Annotated in this window: 13 protein-coding genes; 7 read left to right on the top strand and 6 right to left on the bottom strand. The window is 57.8% G+C overall.

Annotation, left to right across the window (positions count from 1 at the left end; translation table 11 throughout):
• The first annotated feature begins 144 nt into the window (after positions 1-144).
• Positions 145-3,039, top strand: a complete 2,895-nt coding sequence (gene gcvP / locus PKC29_07460; GenBank protein HML95252.1) for an aminomethyl-transferring glycine dehydrogenase — start codon at positions 145-147, stop codon at positions 3,037-3,039.
• A gap of 40 nt (positions 3,040-3,079) precedes the next feature.
• Here gcvP and PKC29_07455 read toward each other — a convergent pair whose 3' ends face one another.
• The 4 genes from PKC29_07455 to PKC29_07440 all read right to left on the bottom strand — a co-directional run bounded on the left by PKC29_07455 (position 3,080) and on the right by PKC29_07440 (position 7,007).
• Positions 3,080-3,970, bottom strand: a complete 891-nt coding sequence (locus tag PKC29_07455) for a prohibitin family protein (GenBank protein HML95251.1) — start codon at positions 3,968-3,970, stop codon at positions 3,080-3,082.
• A gap of 95 nt (positions 3,971-4,065) precedes the next feature.
• Complete coding sequence (gene recJ / locus PKC29_07450) at positions 4,066-5,760, bottom strand: single-stranded-DNA-specific exonuclease RecJ (protein HML95250.1); 1,695 nt, start codon at positions 5,758-5,760, stop codon at positions 4,066-4,068.
• 70 nt (positions 5,761-5,830) lie between these two features.
• A complete protein-coding gene (gene aroQ / locus PKC29_07445) occupies positions 5,831-6,277 on the bottom strand; it encodes a type II 3-dehydroquinate dehydratase (protein ID HML95249.1) in 447 nt (148 codons plus the stop codon).
• A gap of 10 nt (positions 6,278-6,287) precedes the next feature.
• Positions 6,288-7,007, bottom strand: a complete 720-nt coding sequence (locus PKC29_07440) for a hypothetical protein (GenBank protein ID HML95248.1) — start codon at positions 7,005-7,007, stop codon at positions 6,288-6,290.
• 241 nt (positions 7,008-7,248) lie between these two features.
• Here PKC29_07440 and PKC29_07435 point away from each other — a divergent pair, with 241 nt between their 5' ends.
• Positions 7,249-9,096: a cellulase family glycosylhydrolase gene (locus PKC29_07435; GenBank protein ID HML95247.1), complete on the top strand. Its 1,848-nt coding sequence runs from the start codon at positions 7,249-7,251 to the stop codon at positions 9,094-9,096.
• Between the two features lie 34 nt (positions 9,097-9,130).
• Here PKC29_07435 and murJ read toward each other — a convergent pair whose 3' ends face one another.
• Together murJ and PKC29_07425 are read right to left on the bottom strand one after the other, a co-directional pair.
• Entirely contained in the window at positions 9,131-10,708 is a 1,578-nt protein-coding gene (gene murJ / locus PKC29_07430; protein ID HML95246.1) for a murein biosynthesis integral membrane protein MurJ, read from the bottom strand.
• Positions 10,698-10,952 carry a DUF4911 domain-containing protein gene (locus PKC29_07425; GenBank protein ID HML95245.1) on the bottom strand — a complete coding sequence of 85 codons (255 nt, stop codon included), beginning with the start codon at positions 10,950-10,952 and terminating at the stop codon, positions 10,698-10,700. The genes murJ and PKC29_07425 overlap by 11 nt, the downstream gene beginning before the upstream one ends.
• A 368-nt stretch (positions 10,953-11,320) precedes the next feature.
• On the opposite strand from PKC29_07425, the gene mraZ reads away from it, so the two are divergent.
• From mraZ to PKC29_07400, 5 genes are read left to right on the top strand one after another with little or no spacing between them, the layout of a single operon-like run.
• Complete coding sequence (gene mraZ / locus PKC29_07420; GenBank protein HML95244.1) at positions 11,321-11,767, top strand: division/cell wall cluster transcriptional repressor MraZ; 447 nt, start codon at positions 11,321-11,323, stop codon at positions 11,765-11,767.
• A 4-nt stretch (positions 11,768-11,771) separates the two neighbouring features.
• A complete protein-coding gene (gene rsmH, locus PKC29_07415) occupies positions 11,772-12,731 on the top strand; it encodes a 16S rRNA (cytosine(1402)-N(4))-methyltransferase RsmH (GenBank protein ID HML95243.1) in 960 nt (319 codons plus the stop codon).
• A gap of 2 nt (positions 12,732-12,733) precedes the next feature.
• The gene (locus PKC29_07410) at positions 12,734-13,093 is read left to right on the top strand and encodes a hypothetical protein (GenBank protein ID HML95242.1); all 360 of its coding nucleotides are present in this window, start codon (positions 12,734-12,736) and stop codon (positions 13,091-13,093) included.
• Positions 13,090-15,015: a penicillin-binding transpeptidase domain-containing protein gene (locus tag PKC29_07405; GenBank protein HML95241.1), complete on the top strand. Its 1,926-nt coding sequence runs from the start codon at positions 13,090-13,092 to the stop codon at positions 15,013-15,015. Before PKC29_07410 ends, PKC29_07405 begins: the two co-directional genes overlap by 4 nt.
• The gene (locus tag PKC29_07400; GenBank protein HML95240.1) at positions 15,012-16,505 is read left to right on the top strand and encodes a UDP-N-acetylmuramoyl-L-alanyl-D-glutamate--2,6-diaminopimelate ligase; all 1,494 of its coding nucleotides are present in this window, start codon (positions 15,012-15,014) and stop codon (positions 16,503-16,505) included. Before PKC29_07405 ends, PKC29_07400 begins: the two co-directional genes overlap by 4 nt.
• Positions 16,506-16,514: the final 9 nt, after the last annotated feature.

Below are 16,514 nucleotides of genomic sequence, written 5' to 3'. Positions count from 1 at the left end.
GCCGCTCCCCGGCCCCTTGCCGCCCGGGCGAACGTCTCCCGGGCGATTGTCATTCGCATTGCCGAACGGCCGGCCGAGCCGGACCATAAAGATTTAGGGTATCATTACTGAACCAAAGGGCAGCTTCCGGGGTTATACAGCTTCATGAAAAATAGAAGGGATAGATACGACAGGTTTTCGGCAAGACACATAGGGCCGGGCGGGGACGATACGTCCGCGATGCTGAAAGAGGTCGGCGCGGCATCGCTGGACGCGCTCATAGACGAAACGGTCCCCGCGTCGATAAGGCTCGAGGAGCCCCTCGATTTACCCCCCGGCCTCAGCGAGCACAGGCTCCTTCGCGAGCTCCGGGCGATTTCAAAAAAGAACAGGGTGTTCAAATCCTACATAGGCCTCGGGTATTACGGCTGCGTCGTTCCCGGCGTGATCCAGCGGAACGTCCTCGAAAACCCGGGATGGTATACGCAGTATACGCCTTACCAGGCCGAGATATCGCAGGGCCGCCTCGAAGCGCTTCTCAATTTTCAGACGATGGTCTCCGACCTCACGGGCATGGAGATAGCGAACGCATCCCTCCTCGACGAAGGCACCGCGACTGCCGAGGCGATGACGATGATGCTGAGAGCAGCCGGGAAAAAGGCTGCCTCCGGCGGTGAGCCCATATTTTTCGTCTCCGAAAAATGCTTCCCACAGACGATAGACGTTGTCCTCACGAGGGCGGAGCCACTCGGAATAAAAGTCATAATCGGAAACCACGAGGAGCTCGAATTCGGAGACGGCGTTTTCGGCGCGCTCGTCCAATACCCGGACGCGGACGGCGCAGTGAAGGACTATTCGGAATTCATATCGAAGGCCCACGGCGCGGGCGCGCTCGCGGCAGTCGCGGCCGACATGCTGAGCCTGACGCTCCTGACCCCGCCCGGGGAGCAGGGGGCCGACGTCGTCGTCGGCTCTACACAGAGGCTGGGCGTCCCGCTCGGATACGGCGGCCCTCACGCCGCGTACTTCGCTACCCGCGAGCAGTTCGCCAGGCAGGTGCCCGGGAGGATAATCGGCGTCTCGATAGACTCGCACGGCAAGCAAGCGTACAGGATGGCCCTTCAGACGAGGGAGCAGCACATACGGCGCGAAAAGGCGACGTCGAATATTTGCACGGCGCAGGCGCTCCTCGCTATAATGTCGTCGATGTACGCCGTTTACCACGGCCCCAGCGGGCTCCGGGAAATAGCGCGCCGCATCGCGCTCCAGACGCACGACCTCGAAAGCGGGCTTTCGCGCCTCGGGTTCAAACAGCTGAACGAATATTACTTCGACACGCTCAGGATAGACCTCGGGCAAGGCGATAAGCTCGGCAGGCTCAAAAGCGCCGCCGAGAACGCAGGGATTAATTTCAGATATATAGACGACCGTCATGTTGGAATATCCCTCGACGAGACGGTGGAGGAAGAGGACGTGGAGGAGATAGTGGAGCTCTTCGCGAGGACGCTTACGGGAAAGCCCGCCCCGGCGGCCGACGCTGATTCCTCTGACGACGGGGCTCTTTATCCCGAGCCCCTCGCTCGCAAAAGCGCTTTCCTCGCGCACCCCGTTTTCAACAGCCATCACTCTGAAACGAAGATGCTCCGCTACATAAAAAAACTCGAAGGGAAGGACCTGTCACTGACGACGTCGATGATTCCCCTCGGCTCCTGCACGATGAAATTGAACGCGACCTCCGAGATGGTTCCGGTTACGTGGCCCGAGTTCGCGGACATACATCCGTTCGTTCCTCTGCCACAGGCCGAGGGCTACGCGCAGGTGTTCTCCGAGCTCGAAAGGAGCCTCTCTACAATAACCGGCCTTCCGGCCGTTTCGCTCCAGCCCAATTCCGGCGCGCAGGGGGAGTACACCGGGCTCATGGTGATAAGGGCGTATTACAGGGACAGGGGCGAGGGTGGGAGGAACGTCGCGCTGATACCGTCTTCGGCTCACGGAACTAACCCGGCGAGCGCCGCGCTCGCGGGGATGAAGGTGGTCGTGGTCGCGTGCGACGAGCGCGGGAACATAGACGTCGACGCTCTCCGTGAAGCCGCGGAAAAGCACAGGGACAGCCTCGCGGTTTTGATGGTCACTTACCCCTCGACGCACGGCGTCTTCGAGGAAAGGATAAAGGAGATCTGCTCTATCGTTCACGAAAACGGCGGGCAGATATACATGGACGGGGCGAACATGAACGCCCAGGTGGGCATCACGAGCCCGGCCGTCATAGGGGCAGACGTCTGCCACCTTAACCTTCACAAGACGTTCAGCATCCCGCACGGCGGCGGCGGGCCGGGCGCGGGGCCGATTTGCGCGGCGGAGCACCTCGCGCCGTACCTCCCCGGGCATTCGGTCGTCGAAATTGGTGGAGAGAAATCCATATCGGCCGTATCCTCGGCGCCGTGGGGAAGCGCGGCGATATTGCTCGTCTCGTACGCGTATATAAAGATGCTCGGCGGGGAGGGCGTGACCGACGCGACGAAGTACGCGATCCTTAACGCCAATTACGTGAAGTCCAGGCTCGAACAGCATTACGACATTCTTTACACCGGGCCCGGCGGCAGGGTAGCGCACGAGTTCATACTCGACATGCGGCAGTTCAAGAAGGACGCGGGGGTCGAGGTGGAAGACGTCGCCAAGAGGCTCATGGACTACGGCTTTCACGCGCCGACGATATCGTGGCCTGTGGCCGGGACGATGATGATAGAGCCAACGGAGAGCGAGCCGCTTGACGAGCTCGACCGTTTCTGCGAGGCGCTCATTTCGATAAAGAACGAGGTCCGCGAGATAGCCTCGGGTGAATATGACCGCGAGGACAACGTCCTCAAGAACGCCCCCCACACGGCTCGAGAGATAGCGGGGGACGATTGGAAGCATCCCTATTCGCGGGCGAAGGCGGCGTTCCCGCTGCCGTACGTCGCCGGGAATAAGTTCTGGCCCCCGGTCGGGCGCATCAATAATCCTTACGGGGACAGGAATCTCATATGCACCTGCCCCGATCCCGAATCGTACGCCGATTAGAAGGGCAGTACACGCGTCCCGTGGGCTGCCCCGGAATCACTTACTGATTATCCTTTAAAGCGGAATCGACGTTGATGAACGGCACAGCGCCGCCGCCGGTGAATTTCGGAAGGGTGCCGTCCCATTTCTCGGACAGCCGGAGCTGTATGAGCTCGGGGTTACTCTTGAGCGCCTTCGCCTCCCTCTCTATCGCGTCGGCCTTGGCCCTGGACCTTGCCTCTATGTCGTAAGCAGCGGCGTCGGCCGCGAGCTTCTGCTCCTGGTAGGCGGCCTCGGCCTGCGTCACCCTCTTGTTCTTTTCGTTAAGCGCCTGGAGGGCCTCCTGCTCGGCCTTTACCTTGAGCTCGATAGCCCTGTTGAATTCGTCCGAGAATTCGAAGTCCGTTATGGCGACGTTCGCTATCTGGAGGGCTGTCGGCACTTCCTTTTCCTGAAGCGTAACGTCGATGAATTTTTCGATGGCCTCCTGTATTTCGAGCTTCACTTCGGCCCTTTTGGTTACGAGCTGCTCGGCGGTGTACTTGGCCGTTACGGCCTTTACGGATTCCTGTATGGCGGGCTCGATTATAGTCGCGGCGACGACGTCCCTCGTCCCTATCTTCTGGAACGTCTGCGGGGCGGTCGGCCCGGTGATGGAATACTGCACGGTTACCTGGGTCTGGACTGTCTGAAGGTCCTTCGACGCGGCGGCGGACTTGGACTGCGCCTTCGTCAGCCTTATGTCTATCTGCTCGACTTTGTCGAGAAAGGGCTTTTTCAAATGAAAGCCCTCGGGCAGCGGTATGGGCTGCACAGCGCCCAGGGTCCTTACGACGCCCACGTGACCGCTTTCGACTATGACGAATGCGCTCGTGGCGAGCACGATGACGACTATGATAATAATCGGGTAAAGAAAATTCAGATTCTCCAGCTTCGGCTTGAGTGACGACATGACAACCCCTCCCTTTCCGGCTTATCTCCCCGGGGAGGTCGATTTGTCCGGATTCTATTTATTATTTTTTTCAGTGGACTATAAATTATACTGATTCAGCGGCCGGCGTCCCGGATTTTCAGCCTGATTTCCTTCCTTCCGTTCCAGGCGTTGAATTCCGGTGTGAAAACGAGGTCTATCCTGTCCGTTATATCCGCCCCGTCGGGGGCGTTGAACCACACGGCGTCGAGGGGCCTTCCGCCCTGCCTGACCTTGAGCCCTATGTGCTTGTCTTTGAAGACGCGCTTCGAGACGACCTCGACCGATTCCGCCACGAGCACGGGCTCAGGATTGCCGATGCCGTAGGGCTCCAGCATGCCGAGCTCCGTTACGAGGCTTTCGGTTATCTCGTCGAGCGTCACGGCGCAGTCGATGTCGAGCGTGGCCCTGTAGTCGGCGCCTATGTTCGAAATAGCTCTTTCGAGCATGTCCCTCAGCTCGCCGATTCTGTCTTCCCTTATGGAGATTCCCGCCGCCTGCTCGTGGCCGCCGAACTGGAGGAGAAGCTCCCTGCACTCGGAGAGTGCGGCGTAGATATTGACGCCCTTTACGCTCCTGCCCGAGCCCTTTCCGGTGCCGTCTTCGCCCACGGCTATCATCATGACCGGCCTCTCGTATCTTTCGACGATGCGCGACGCGACGATGCCTATGATGCCCGGGTGCCAGTCGCGGGACGCGAGCACGATCGAGTTCTCGCGGAGTATCGCCGGGTCGAGCTCGACCTGAGCGAGCGCCTGCCTGAGTATTTCGCCCTCGATGTTCTGCCTGCTTGAGTTCTCCCTGCTGAGCGCTTTGGCTATCTCTCTCGCGTCGTCGATGTTCTCGGATATGAAGAGCTCGACGGCCTTGGCGGCGCTCGAAAGCCTGCCCGAGGCGTTTATCCTCGGGCCGAGCTTAAAGCCGAGGTCGTACGACGTTATGCCGCCGTTTATGCTGCTCGCTTCCTTGAGCGCCTGAATGCCTATGCGCCTCGGCTTCTCCATCCTCTTTATGCCTTCCCTGACGAAGATGCGGTTTACGTCCATGAGAGGCGCGCAGTCGGCAACCGTCCCGAGCGCGACGAGGTCGAGATACTCGGCGAGGTTGGGCTCTTCCCTTCCGAAGAACCCGTCCTCCCTGAGCGCGCGTCTCAAGGCGATGACCAGATTGAAGACGACCCCGACGCCCGTTATGCCCTTGCCGGGATATTTGCAGTCGGAGAGCTGGGGGTTGAGTATCGATACGGCGTTCGGAAGCTCCTCGGGCGGCTTGTGGTGGTCCGTGACTATGAAGTCCACGCCGAGAGCCCGCGCCTCCTCGACTTCCTTCACCGCCGTTATGCCGCAGTCGCCGGAGATTATGAGCGTGACGCCGCCCCGCGCGAGCTTCCTCACGGCGTCGGCGTTTACTCCGTAGCCTTCCTTAATCCTGTCGGGGTTGTAGTACGTTACGTCGGCCCCGAGCCCCTTCATGAATGTGTAAAAGAGTGCGGTGGACGTCACGCCGTCAACGTCGTAGTCCCCGTAGATGGCGATTTTCTCGCGGTTTTCGAGGGCCCTTTTTATCCTCTCGACTGCCTTGTCCATTCCTTTCATGAGGTAGGGCGACGGCAGGTCGAAGAGCGTGCTGTTAAGGAACTGGGAAGCCTCGGCCTCGTTATCTATCCCGCGGTTTATAAGAAGCTGCGCGGTTATGGGAAAGATACCGAGCGCCTTCGAGAGCTTTTCTCTTAACTTCGGATTTTCCTTTTTTAAGGACCAGTGTTTTTTCATCTCTCGGGCAAAGACGGCTAAGGATATTGTAACCGAAGGTAAAAAACGCGGCGGCGACAAGCGGGCGGCGTCAGCTTCCCGCCTTCCCTTTAAGATAATTTACCAGCCCCCTGAGGCCGAGGGAATAGCTGTCCGCGCCGAATCCGGACACGACGCCCAGGGCTACGGCCGAGACGTAGGACTTTTGCCGGAAGTCTTCTCTCTTGTAGATGTTCGACATGTGCGCCTCGACGACCGGAAGCCCCGTCGAGAGTATCGCGTCCCTTATCGCGACGCTCGTGTGTGTGTATCCTCCGGGGTTTATCAGTATGCCGTCCGTGGAGTCCATCGCGGCCTGTATGCGTCCCACGATCTCGCCCTCGGAGTTCGACTGAAAGAATTCCACTTCCGCCCCGAGCTCCTTTGCCTCTTTACCGAGCCTCGTGTTTACGTCGTCGAGCGTCGAGGAGCCGTAGATTTCGGGCTCGCGCTTCCCGAGCATGTTGAGGTTTGGTCCGTGGATTACGAGTATCCTCATTTTCATATGTTCATTCCTTTGCGGAAAATCCCGCGGTCTTGTTTATGAGAAGGAGCCTTGTCTTTTCGAGCTCTTCCTTAACGCGCTGGTTGCCGGGCTCTCTCTCGAGTATTTTCTCCAGAACCTCGCAGGCGTTCTCGAAAAGGCCCTGGTCGATGTAGAGGCCGGCCATTGTCGGGGTCGCGATCTCCCCGCCGCCTTTCGCCCCGGCCGCGAGCTCGGCGTCGGTCTTCTTATCGAGAGAGGATTGTATCCTCTCCTTCGCGGCGCGGAAACCGGCCTCCTTCGCCTCCTTCCGGCCGAGCCGCTCTTCGAGCCCCTGTATGTCGGCGGCTATGGCCTCGTCGTGAGGGTGATACATCTTCGCTGTTTTCAGCACCTCTATCGCCTTTCCGAAGGCTTCCTCGCTCACGTATATCTCGACGAGCGTCCTGGCGGCCGCGAGGTTGTCGGGGGCGAGCTCGACTACGGTTCTGAATTCCCGCCGGGCCTGCTCTATCATCCACCTGTCGTAGTAAATCTTCCCGAGAAGGAATCTCCCGGTGACGCTTTTCTTATTATATCTCAATCCGTTTATTAATACATTCACGGCCTTGTCCACCTTGCCCTGCTTGTAAAGGACCTGGGCCAGGAAGATGAAGGCGACGGACGAAGGGTCGTCGGCGAGAACCTTCTCGTACTTTTCGGCGAACATTTGAAGGTCTTCGTGCGACTGCCTTTCTCCGCCCATGGTTATTCCGATATTACTTTATATAGGAAATGAGAGTCAAGAGACCCGGCTGCATATCTGTCCGTTGCAGATCCGGACCCGTTTATACCGCGGCGATGCATCGGGGGTGCGTCTCCCGGCTGTAAATCCCGTTGCGTGCGCTAAATCGAACGCCGGGGATTATCGTGGTTATAATTCTTTATATATAGACATTCCGCATTGCAATTAATGCTCATATCCGCTTAGAGGAGGACATTCATACATGCGATCCGCACTGCTAGTATTTTCCATGCTCTGTCTATTTTCGGGGAGTTCCCTTGCCTATAACGTCGAGGACGGAAGCGTCTACGACGAAGAGGGAGAAAGGGTAAATCTGTACGGCGTAAACTGGTTCGGGTTCGAGACGGGGGATCACGTGGTCCACGGGCTCTGGGCCCGGAACTGGAAGGACATGATAGCCCAGATAAAGGGCCTCGGATTCACGGCCGTGAGGGTGCCCTTCTGCCCGGCGACGCTCGATAACACCGGCGTATCCAGCATAAACTACGCCCTTAACCCCGACCTCCCGGGGCTCGGGTCGCTCGACATTCTCGACCGCGTGCTCGCCGAGCTCGACAGGCGGGGGCTTTATATTCTGCTCGATTTCCACAACTACGACTGCGGCTCCATTAACGAGCTCTGGTACTGGTCCGGCTATTCCGAGGAGGACTGGATTTCGGACCTCGTCTTCGTGGCCGATAGGTACGAAGGGTTGGACAGTTTTGTAGGTATAGACATTAAAAACGAGCCCCACGGCCCGGCCACCTGGGGAACGGGCAATCCGTCAACGGACTGGAAGCTAGCCGCCGAAAAGGCCGCAGGCGCGGTGCTCGACGTGAACCCGGACATTCTCGTATTCGTCCAGGGCATACAGGACAATCCCACGTGCAGCAGCCGGACGAGCCACTGGTGGGGCGGGAACCTTGAGCCCGCCGGCTGTTATCCGCTCGACATCCCGGCGGACAAGCTCGTCCTCAGCCCGCACGTTTACGGGCCCGACGTTTACGTCCAGCCATATTTCAACGCCGCTGATTTTCCGGCCAACATGCCCGACATCTGGGACATGCACTTCGGTTATCTCCACGACCTCGGCTATGCCGTCATCATCGGCGAGTTCGGCGGGAGGTACGGCCACGGGGGCGATTCGAGGGACAAGGCATGGCAGGACGCGATCATAGACTATATGGAAGAGAAGGGCATGACCGATTTCTTCTACTGGTCGTGGAATCCGAACAGCACCGACACCGGCGGCATACTGAAGGACGACTGGCGGAGCGTGTGGCAGGACAAGGTCGATCTCCTCTCGCAGCTTATGGACGGTTCTGCCGGAAATCCGCCAGACGAGCCCGAGTGCTCTGACAGCGAGGACAACGACGGCGACGGTCTTACCGACTATCCGGCCGATACGGGGTGCTCCTCTGTGGATGATGACGACGAAAGTGACGAGCAGCCCGGCGGCGGGGTGGAAGTGGGCGTGACCATCAACGACGACTGGGGCACTGGTTATTGCGCGAGGGTTACGGTCAGGAACGACGGCGCCCAGGCGGTCGACTGGGTCGTCACCTTCGACATCGAGGGCACGGTGCGCGACCTCTGGAACGCGGAGTACAGCCAGTCCGGGAGCACCGTCACTGCAGAGGGGGTTTCGTGGAATAATATCGTAAACCCGTCCCAGGCGGTAGAGTTCGGCTTCTGCGCCGACAGGACGGGCCCGTCACCGACACCGGCCCCGACGCCCGTTCCCACGCCCGCGCCGACACCGGTGCCTGCTCCTACGCCGACTCCGAGCCAGACCCCGGTCCCGACGCCCGCGCCGGGAGGAGGCCTCGCGACGACGGTGCGCATCAACGACGACTGGGGCACGGGATACTGCGCCGAGGTTGCGGTCGCGAATTCGTCCGCGTCGGACGTAGACTGGCTCGTGACGTTCCCGATAGACGGCAGGATGAGGAATATCTGGAACGCCGTCTACACGCAGAGCGGGAGCGAGATTACGGCCGGAGGGGTTTCGTGGAATAACATAGTGCGGGCGCACGGCACGGTGAATTTCGGCTTCTGCGCCACACGTTAGGCGCCCGGCTCGCGTGTCGTCTGAACGCCGGCGGTTAGGTCTGGTCTATGGGAGGCTTTCCTCTTTTCAGCACGGCGAAAACGTAGCGGGACTCGTCGATCCTGAACACCTTGGCCAGAAGGACGTAAATCAGCACGGCCACAGCCATCGCCGCGATGAGTGTGAGCAGCTTTTCGAGCGTGAGATCCGGGGCAGCCCAGTCGGCGTACGTCGATACCTTCCACGCGGCAGCGGCGGCGATTGCCGATATGGCCGTCACCAGTATGGCGAACTTCACTATCGGCCCGGCCCTGAGCTCGCCGGTCCTTCTTTCGAGAAGGTAAATGAGGAGGAGGAAGTTGAATATGGAGGACGCCGAGTTCGCCAGCGCGAGGCCCGTGTGGCTGAGACCGAGCGTGAACCCGAGAATGTACCCCAGCGCCGCGTTGAGGAGGAAAGCGAAGAAGGCGACCACGACCGGGGTTTTCGTATCCTGCATGGCGTAAAACGCGGGGGCCGTAACCCTGAGCCCCCCGACGGCCCAGAGCCCGAAGCAGTAGCCGACGAGCGTCTGGGACGTGAATATCGCCGCCTCGTGAGTGAACTCGCCCCTCTGATAAAGGACGCTGCATATCGGCAGACTTAGAGCGATGAGACCCGCGAGGGCCGGTATGAGAATGAACAGCATGAGCCTTAGCGTGAAAGTGTAGGTCCCGTGGAAATTATCGTAATCTCCCCTGCTCGCGTAGCTCGAAAGGCTCGGCAGGAGGACCGTGGCGATGGAAACGGCGATTATGCCGAGCGGGAATTCTATCAGCCTCTCGGCGAAGTAGAGATACGAGACCGTCCCTTCCTGCATGAAGGAGGCGTACTGGGAGCTTACGAGGAGGTTCAGGTTGTAAACGGCCATGCCGAAAAGCTGGGGCACGATGAGAAGACCGATGCGCTTTACGGCCGGGTTCCGGAGATTCGCGCTGAAGCTGAAGAGAAACCCCTTGGCCTTAAGGTACGGGAGCTGTATCGCGAGCTGGAGCGCGCCGCCTATTATCACGCCGACGGCGGCTGCGTAAATCGGCAGCTCGTACCTGTTATAGAGGAGAAATATCGTCCCTATCATTGCAAGGTTGAGCAGAATGGGCGAAAAGGCCGGGGCGAAGAATTTCCTGAGCGAGTTCAGCACGCCCATCGCCAGGGCCGTAAGCGATATGAAGAATATGTAGGGGAACATTATCCTGTTGAGACCGACGGCGAGCTCGAACGTCGGCCGGTCGAAGCCGTACGCGAAGAGCTTTACTATGTACGGGGAAAATATGATGCCGAGGACGGATATCACCGACACGGAAACGATGAGGATTGTAAAGACGACGTCCGAGACCTTTTTGGCCTCTTCCTTCGATTTGTTTTCGAGGGTGTCGGTGAATACCGGGATGAAGGAGATCGTGAGGGAGCCCTCGGCGAAGAGCCTCCTGAGGAGGTTAGGTATCCTGAACGCTATCCAGAATGCGTCGGTAAAGGCCGTCGCACCAAAGAAATAAGCCATTACGACGTCCCTTGCGTATCCCGTTATGCGGCTCAGGAGCGTCAGCGACCCTATGAGCCCGGCCGAGCGGGCGAATGACCGCTTATCCTTCATTCCTGTCCGCGTCCGGTGTTGATATCTGTCCGTCTTCCACAACCTCTTCGAATTCCAGCTCTTTTTTTAGTTTGTCGAGAACCGCCCTGGTTTCGCCGGTACTGTCGGGCGTATGAATGACGTGCATTACGCCCGAGGAGGGGTTCTCGGTCCGCACCCAGGCGATGTGGGCGTAAGTGCCCATGATCGATTGAAAATAAACTGTTTCGCTGTTGTCTTTGAGCTTGATGTATATGGTCGGCATCCGTCACATCGCCCGCTGAATTTTAGTAGATTATATCCAAGTTTTTCGATTTTTTCCGATTTCAATGCGGAGCCCGCAATTCGCACGTATGGACCCCGTGGCGCAAAGTGGCATGAGCCGAATTCTCCGGGGCTGGCGCTAAAGAATAAATATATTAATCACAGCAAGCGATTACAAAGCATTTTTAAAGCTTCTATTGCGAAGCTCGCCAAAATACATTATTATCCCGGTCTCTCCCGGCCGGGGATTTTGGCCCACGGATGTAATATTCACAAAAAAGTATTAGATATCAAAAACTTACTTGACAAACTTAACATATTTTTATATAGTGGTTTTAAGTGGTATAAAGTGGCATAAAATGGTATGATATGTTTCGAGGCCGATACGAGCACACAATGACGGATAAGGGACGAGTCAGTATTCCCGCCAAGTTCCGTGAAATATGCCGCGAGAAGTACGGTGACGAGACGTTCGTGATCACCAACTTCGACAAATGCCTGGTCGCTTATCCGCTCAGGGAATGGAACGAGATCGAGCGAAAGGTCTCCGAGCTCCCGCAGTTCAAGCAGGAGGTAATCTCCTTTCTGCGATACCTCATGGGCGGGGCCGTCGACTGCCCGCTCGACGGTCAGGGTCGGGTCCTGATTCCACAATCGCTCAGAAACCACGCTCGTATAGACAAGGAACTGATCATGATCGGTATGCTGACCCGTATAGAGATATGGGCACGAGAGGTGTGGGAGGAAGAGGAGCAGGCGCGTGCATATGACGAATTCAAAAAGAGCAGGGACATACTTGCGGGACAAGGACTATAGCGATATGGAAAGTGTTGCCATGGAGATCGAGGGGCCCGTTCACGTCCCCGTGATGGCCGACGAGGTTACGAAATACCTCGTAACGCGCCCCGAGGGAATATACGTAGACGCCACGCTCGGGCTCGGCGGGCACACGAGGTCCATACTCGAAAGTACGGGCTGCAAATCGCTCGTGATTGGGCTCGACGTAGACGAGGAAGCGATGTCACTTGCCCGCGAAGCGCTACTTAAGTACAACGGTCACGTGATTTACAGGAACAGTAATTTTTCCGACATAGACAAGGTGCTCGAAAGCCTCGAAATAAAGGAAGTGGACGGTATCGTGGCGGACCTCGGCATGTCGTCCTATCAGCTCGATGCGAGCGAGAGGGGCTTTAGCTTCATGAGGGACGAGCCGCTCGACATGAGAATGGACCCGAGGCTAAGGTTCACCGCCTACGACCTCGTGAACGAAATGGGTGCGGACGAGATATCGAGGGTGCTCAGGATGTACGGTGAAGAGAAGTGGGCCCCCAAGATAGCGAAGAGAATCGTCGAGAGAAGAAAGACGAGCCCCATAAAGACTTCTGCCGAGCTCACCGAGCTCGTATCGCATGCGATCCCCGCGAAGTTCCATCCGCCGAGAACCCATCCTGCGACGAGGACCTTCCAGGCCCTCAGGATAGCCGTAAACAACGAGCTCGAGAATATAAAGGAATTTCTGGAAAAGGCCGTAAACGCGCTTAAATCGGGCGGAAGGCTGGTTGTCATATCCTTCCATTCGCTAGAGGACAGGATAGTAAAGAATTTTTTTCAGGGGCTCTCGTCCCCGTGTGTTTGTCCGCCCGGGCTCCCGGTGTGCGGATGCGGGAAGAAGAAGGTGATCGAGATACTTACCCGCTCGCCTGTAACGGCCGGCGAAGAGGAAATACTAGCTAACCCCAGGGCGCGAAGCGCCAAGATGAGGGTGGGAGAGAAGATATAATCATGGGTCACGCAAAAGCGCTTTCTTCGAGAGAAAAGGTCAAGTCGGATAAGCCGGCGGTATCTACATGGCACATCATAATTATCCTGGTGATCGTGGCGCTCGCCCTGTTCTACGTGAGGTTCAAGGTAGAAGGGCTCCGCATCGGCTACGACATATCCCGCAATAACAGGGCCGCGAACGACCTGCGCCGCGAAAAGAGGATCCTCGAGTCCGAGCTCATGATGGCCAAGTCTCCCGATAAGCTCGAAACAATGGCGCTCAGCCTCGGCTTCAAATATCCGACTCAGGAAGACACTATATACATCAACGAAAGCAACGTGGTAGTGGATGATAAAACTGTCGTGAGCGGGAAAGAATGAGGCCGAAGAGAACCTCCAAAAGAATTTCGCTGGGAAAGGACCTCGAAAGGCCGAAGTGGAAAGTTTCCATTCTCGGCGGATTTGTCCTTGTTCTCTTCGCGATGGTCGCGGTCAAGGCGCTCGACCTCCAGATACTCGACAGGGACCGTGCATTCCAGCTCGCCAGAAAGCAGCACCAGGGAAGCTCGACGCTCCTTCCCAGGAGGGGCAAGATTCTCGACAGGAATAATAAAGACCTCGCCGTCAACGTCGAGGTGAAATCCGTTTTCGCGAACCCCTACGCCGTAAAGGAGCCGGCCGAGCTTTCGAAGACACTGTCGTCCAAGCTAGACATGGCCGAAAAGACGACCATGAGCAAGCTGTCGTCGAAGGCGTCGTTCGTTTGGCTCAAGAGGCTTGTCGAGCCCGAAGTCTCAACCGAGCTCGAATCCATGAAGCTCGAAGGCGTGGGTTTTATTGAAGAGCCAAAGAGGGTTTATCCGAACGGGCACCTCATGGGGCAGGTCCTCGGGTTCACCAACATAGACTCCACAGGAATCGAGGGAATCGAATACCGTTACGACGACCTCCTCATAGGAAAGCCGGGGAAGATCACGCTCAAGAAGGACGCTTACGGAAGGAAGATAATAAACAATCCCGATATAGTAGAGGATTTCGGTGATGAAAACATATCCGGGCACGAAATCGTGCTTACGATAGACGCCCAGATACAGCACATAGTGGAAAGGGAGCTCAAGGAAGGCATCGAGCGGATGAACGGCGAGAAGGGCATGGCTATCGTGCTTAATCCCGAAACGGGCGAGGTGCTGGCCATGGCGTCCTATCCGTTCCTCGATCCCAACGACTACAGGAAATACCCGCTCGAAAACAGGAGAAACCTGCCGATATGGTACACGTACGAGCCGGGCTCGACGATGAAGGTGTTTTTAGCGTCGGCAGCGCTCCAGGAAGGAAAGGCCACGCCCGAGACGACGTTCTTCTGCGAGAACGGACGGCGCAAGATAGGCGGTAGAACCATTAAGGACGTAAAGTCTTACGGCACGCTGACGCTCGCCGACGTTATAAGGGTGTCGAGCAACATCGGGGCATCGAAAATAGGAGAGCTTCTCGGAAAGGACACTTACTACAGCTATCTCAAGAAATTCGGCTTTGGAGACAAGACGGGCATAGACCTTCCGGGTGAATCCGGAGGGCTCCTCTACAGCCCGAAGCACTGGGGCAAGATAGAGCTCGCGACCATATCCTTCGGCCAGGGCGTATCCGTAACCGCGCTTCAATTGGCCTCTGCGTTGTCCGCCATAGCGAACGGCGGGTATCTCATGAAGCCTCACCTCGTAAAGAAAATTACGGGACCGGACGGCACCGTCATAAGGGAAAACGAGCCCGAGGTCGTGAGCAGGGTTCTCTCCTACGACACTGCGGCCACGGTTACCCGCATAATGGAAAGGGTGGTCGAGGAAGGAACCGGGAAAAGGGCGGCAATCCCCGGGTATAAAGTCGCCGGGAAGACCGGCACGGCCCAGATACCCGACCCCGTTAACGGCGGGTATTATTCAGACAGGTACATTGCATCGTTTATCGGATTTGTCCCTTCGGACGACCCGAAGCTGACGATGGTGGTAGTGGTCGAAGCGCCGAAGAAGCTCACTCACGGCGGCTCGGTCGCAGCCCCGATATTCAAGGAGATCGCGGAAAAGGTTCTCTTTCACCTGGGCATCTCGCCGAGCACGAACGTAGCGGGGGCGAAAATAATGCCCGACCTAAGCGGCAAGAGCGTACGGGATATACTGAAATGGTCCGAGGAGCAGGGGGTGAAGGTCCGGGTGAACGGAAGCGGCTTCGTGACGGGCCAGACCCCTCCGCCCGGGGATACGATAAAGGACGGCATGGTCTGCTCCGTAGAGTTCAAGCAGAACATATGATTTTAAATGAGATACTGAACGGAATAGAGATAAGGGAGATACATGGCGACGTCGGACTTGAGATTTCAGGGATTGCACTCGATTCGCAGAAGGTCGGACGCGGGTATCTCTTTGCCGCACTTCGCGGCGAAAAGCAGGACGGGCACAGCTATATAAAACAGGCGCTGGAGAGAGGCGCTGCGGCATTACTGCTCGAACGCTTTACGGACGACGTTCCGGAAGGCGTTACGGTGATTGAAGTCGAGGATTCGAGGGTTGCGCTCGCCGGGGCCGCGGCCAACTTCTACGGCCGGCCCGCCCGGTCCCTTACGATGGTCGGCATCACGGGCACCAACGGCAAGACGACGATAACATACCTCCTCGAATCTATTTGGAAAGAAGGAAACAATAATCCGGGTGTTATCGGAACCATCGACTACAGGTTTTCCGGACGGAGGACCGAGGCCCCGATGACGACGCCCGAGTCCGTCGAGATAATGAGGCTCCTCGGCGAGATGAGGGATGCCGGAGTGGACAGGGTGGCCATGGAAGTATCATCGCACGCGATAGACAAGGAAAGGATCCTCGGATGCGAATTCGACGCCGCCGTGTTCACGAACCTGACGCAGGACCACCTCGATTACCACGGCAGCATGGAGAATTACAGGAACGTGAAGAAGAGGCTCTTCACGGAGCTTTTGAGGGATAGCTCGAAAGAGCGGAAATATTCCATAATAAATATAGACGACCCCTCGGGGCGGGAGATTGCGGACGAGGCGGCCGGCGAAGTAATAACGTATTCGATAGATGATCCGAACGCGGACGTTTACGCGTTCGATCACAGCGTCACGGGCAGCGGGATATCGGCCGACGTCAATACGCCCTGGGGCAGGCTCGAAGTGAGCTCGCGGCTCTTCGGCGAGCATAACCTCTCGAACATCCTCGCGGCGGCTACTGCCGCCCTCGCGACCGGCTCAACGGCGAGGGAAGTAGAGGGCGGGCTTTCACGGTTCGCGGTCGTCCCCGGGAGGCTGGAGCGCGTCGAAAACCACTGCGGGTTCGAGGTTCTCGTTGACTATGCCCATACGCCCGACGCGCTTAAGAACGTCCTGGCAGCCGTAAGGCCGCTCACGCCCGGGCGGGTCATACTCGTCTTCGGATGCGGCGGCGACAGGGACAGGGCCAAGCGGCCCATCATGGGGCGCATAGGGATGGAGCTCTCGGACGTCCTGGTGATAACGTCCGACAATCCGCGCACCGAATCCCCGGAAAGGATACTCGACGACGTCGAGCGCGGGGTGAAAGAGGCCGCCGGCGCGGACGGGAAGGCTTATTCGAGAACAGAAGACAGGCGCGCCGCGATAAAAGAGGCCGTCGGCATCGCGCGGCCCGGCGATACCGTGCTCATAGCCGGGAAGGGGCACGAGGATTACCAGATTGTCGGCACTGTGAAGCATCCCTTCGACGACAGGAAGGTCGCGGCCGAGGCAATAAGGGAAAAATCAAACTAGCATTTCCGG

The organism is Thermodesulfobacteriota bacterium, from assembly GCA_035325995.1.
GTDB lineage: Bacteria > Desulfobacterota_D > UBA1144 > Nemesobacterales > UBA2774 > JADLGH01.
The sequence above is the reverse complement of the archived record's forward strand: the minus strand, read 5'-3'. Positions and strand labels throughout refer to the sequence as shown.

Excerpts from the sequence above, each read along its gene's own strand:
- gcvP (HML95252.1), top strand. The coding sequence starts at position 145 with ATGAAAAATAGAAGGGATAGATACGACAGGTTTTCGGCAAGACACATA.
- PKC29_07455 (HML95251.1), bottom strand. The coding sequence starts at position 3,970 with ATGTCGTCACTCAAGCCGAAGCTGGAGAATCTGAATTTTCTTTACCCG.
- recJ (HML95250.1), bottom strand. The coding sequence starts at position 5,760 with ATGAAAAAACACTGGTCCTTAAAAAAGGAAAATCCGAAGTTAAGAGAA.
- aroQ (HML95249.1), bottom strand. The coding sequence starts at position 6,277 with ATGAGGATACTCGTAATCCACGGACCAAACCTCAACATGCTCGGGAAG.
- PKC29_07440 (HML95248.1), bottom strand. The coding sequence starts at position 7,007 with ATGGGCGGAGAAAGGCAGTCGCACGAAGACCTTCAAATGTTCGCCGAA.
- PKC29_07435 (HML95247.1), top strand. The coding sequence starts at position 7,249 with ATGCGATCCGCACTGCTAGTATTTTCCATGCTCTGTCTATTTTCGGGG.
- murJ (HML95246.1), bottom strand. The coding sequence starts at position 10,708 with ATGAAGGATAAGCGGTCATTCGCCCGCTCGGCCGGGCTCATAGGGTCG.
- PKC29_07425 (HML95245.1), bottom strand. The coding sequence starts at position 10,952 with ATGCCGACCATATACATCAAGCTCAAAGACAACAGCGAAACAGTTTAT.
- mraZ (HML95244.1), top strand. The coding sequence starts at position 11,321 with ATGTTTCGAGGCCGATACGAGCACACAATGACGGATAAGGGACGAGTC.
- rsmH (HML95243.1), top strand. The coding sequence starts at position 11,772 with ATGGAAAGTGTTGCCATGGAGATCGAGGGGCCCGTTCACGTCCCCGTG.
- PKC29_07410 (HML95242.1), top strand. The coding sequence starts at position 12,734 with ATGGGTCACGCAAAAGCGCTTTCTTCGAGAGAAAAGGTCAAGTCGGAT.
- PKC29_07405 (HML95241.1), top strand. The coding sequence starts at position 13,090 with ATGAGGCCGAAGAGAACCTCCAAAAGAATTTCGCTGGGAAAGGACCTC.
- PKC29_07400 (HML95240.1), top strand. The coding sequence starts at position 15,012 with ATGATTTTAAATGAGATACTGAACGGAATAGAGATAAGGGAGATACAT.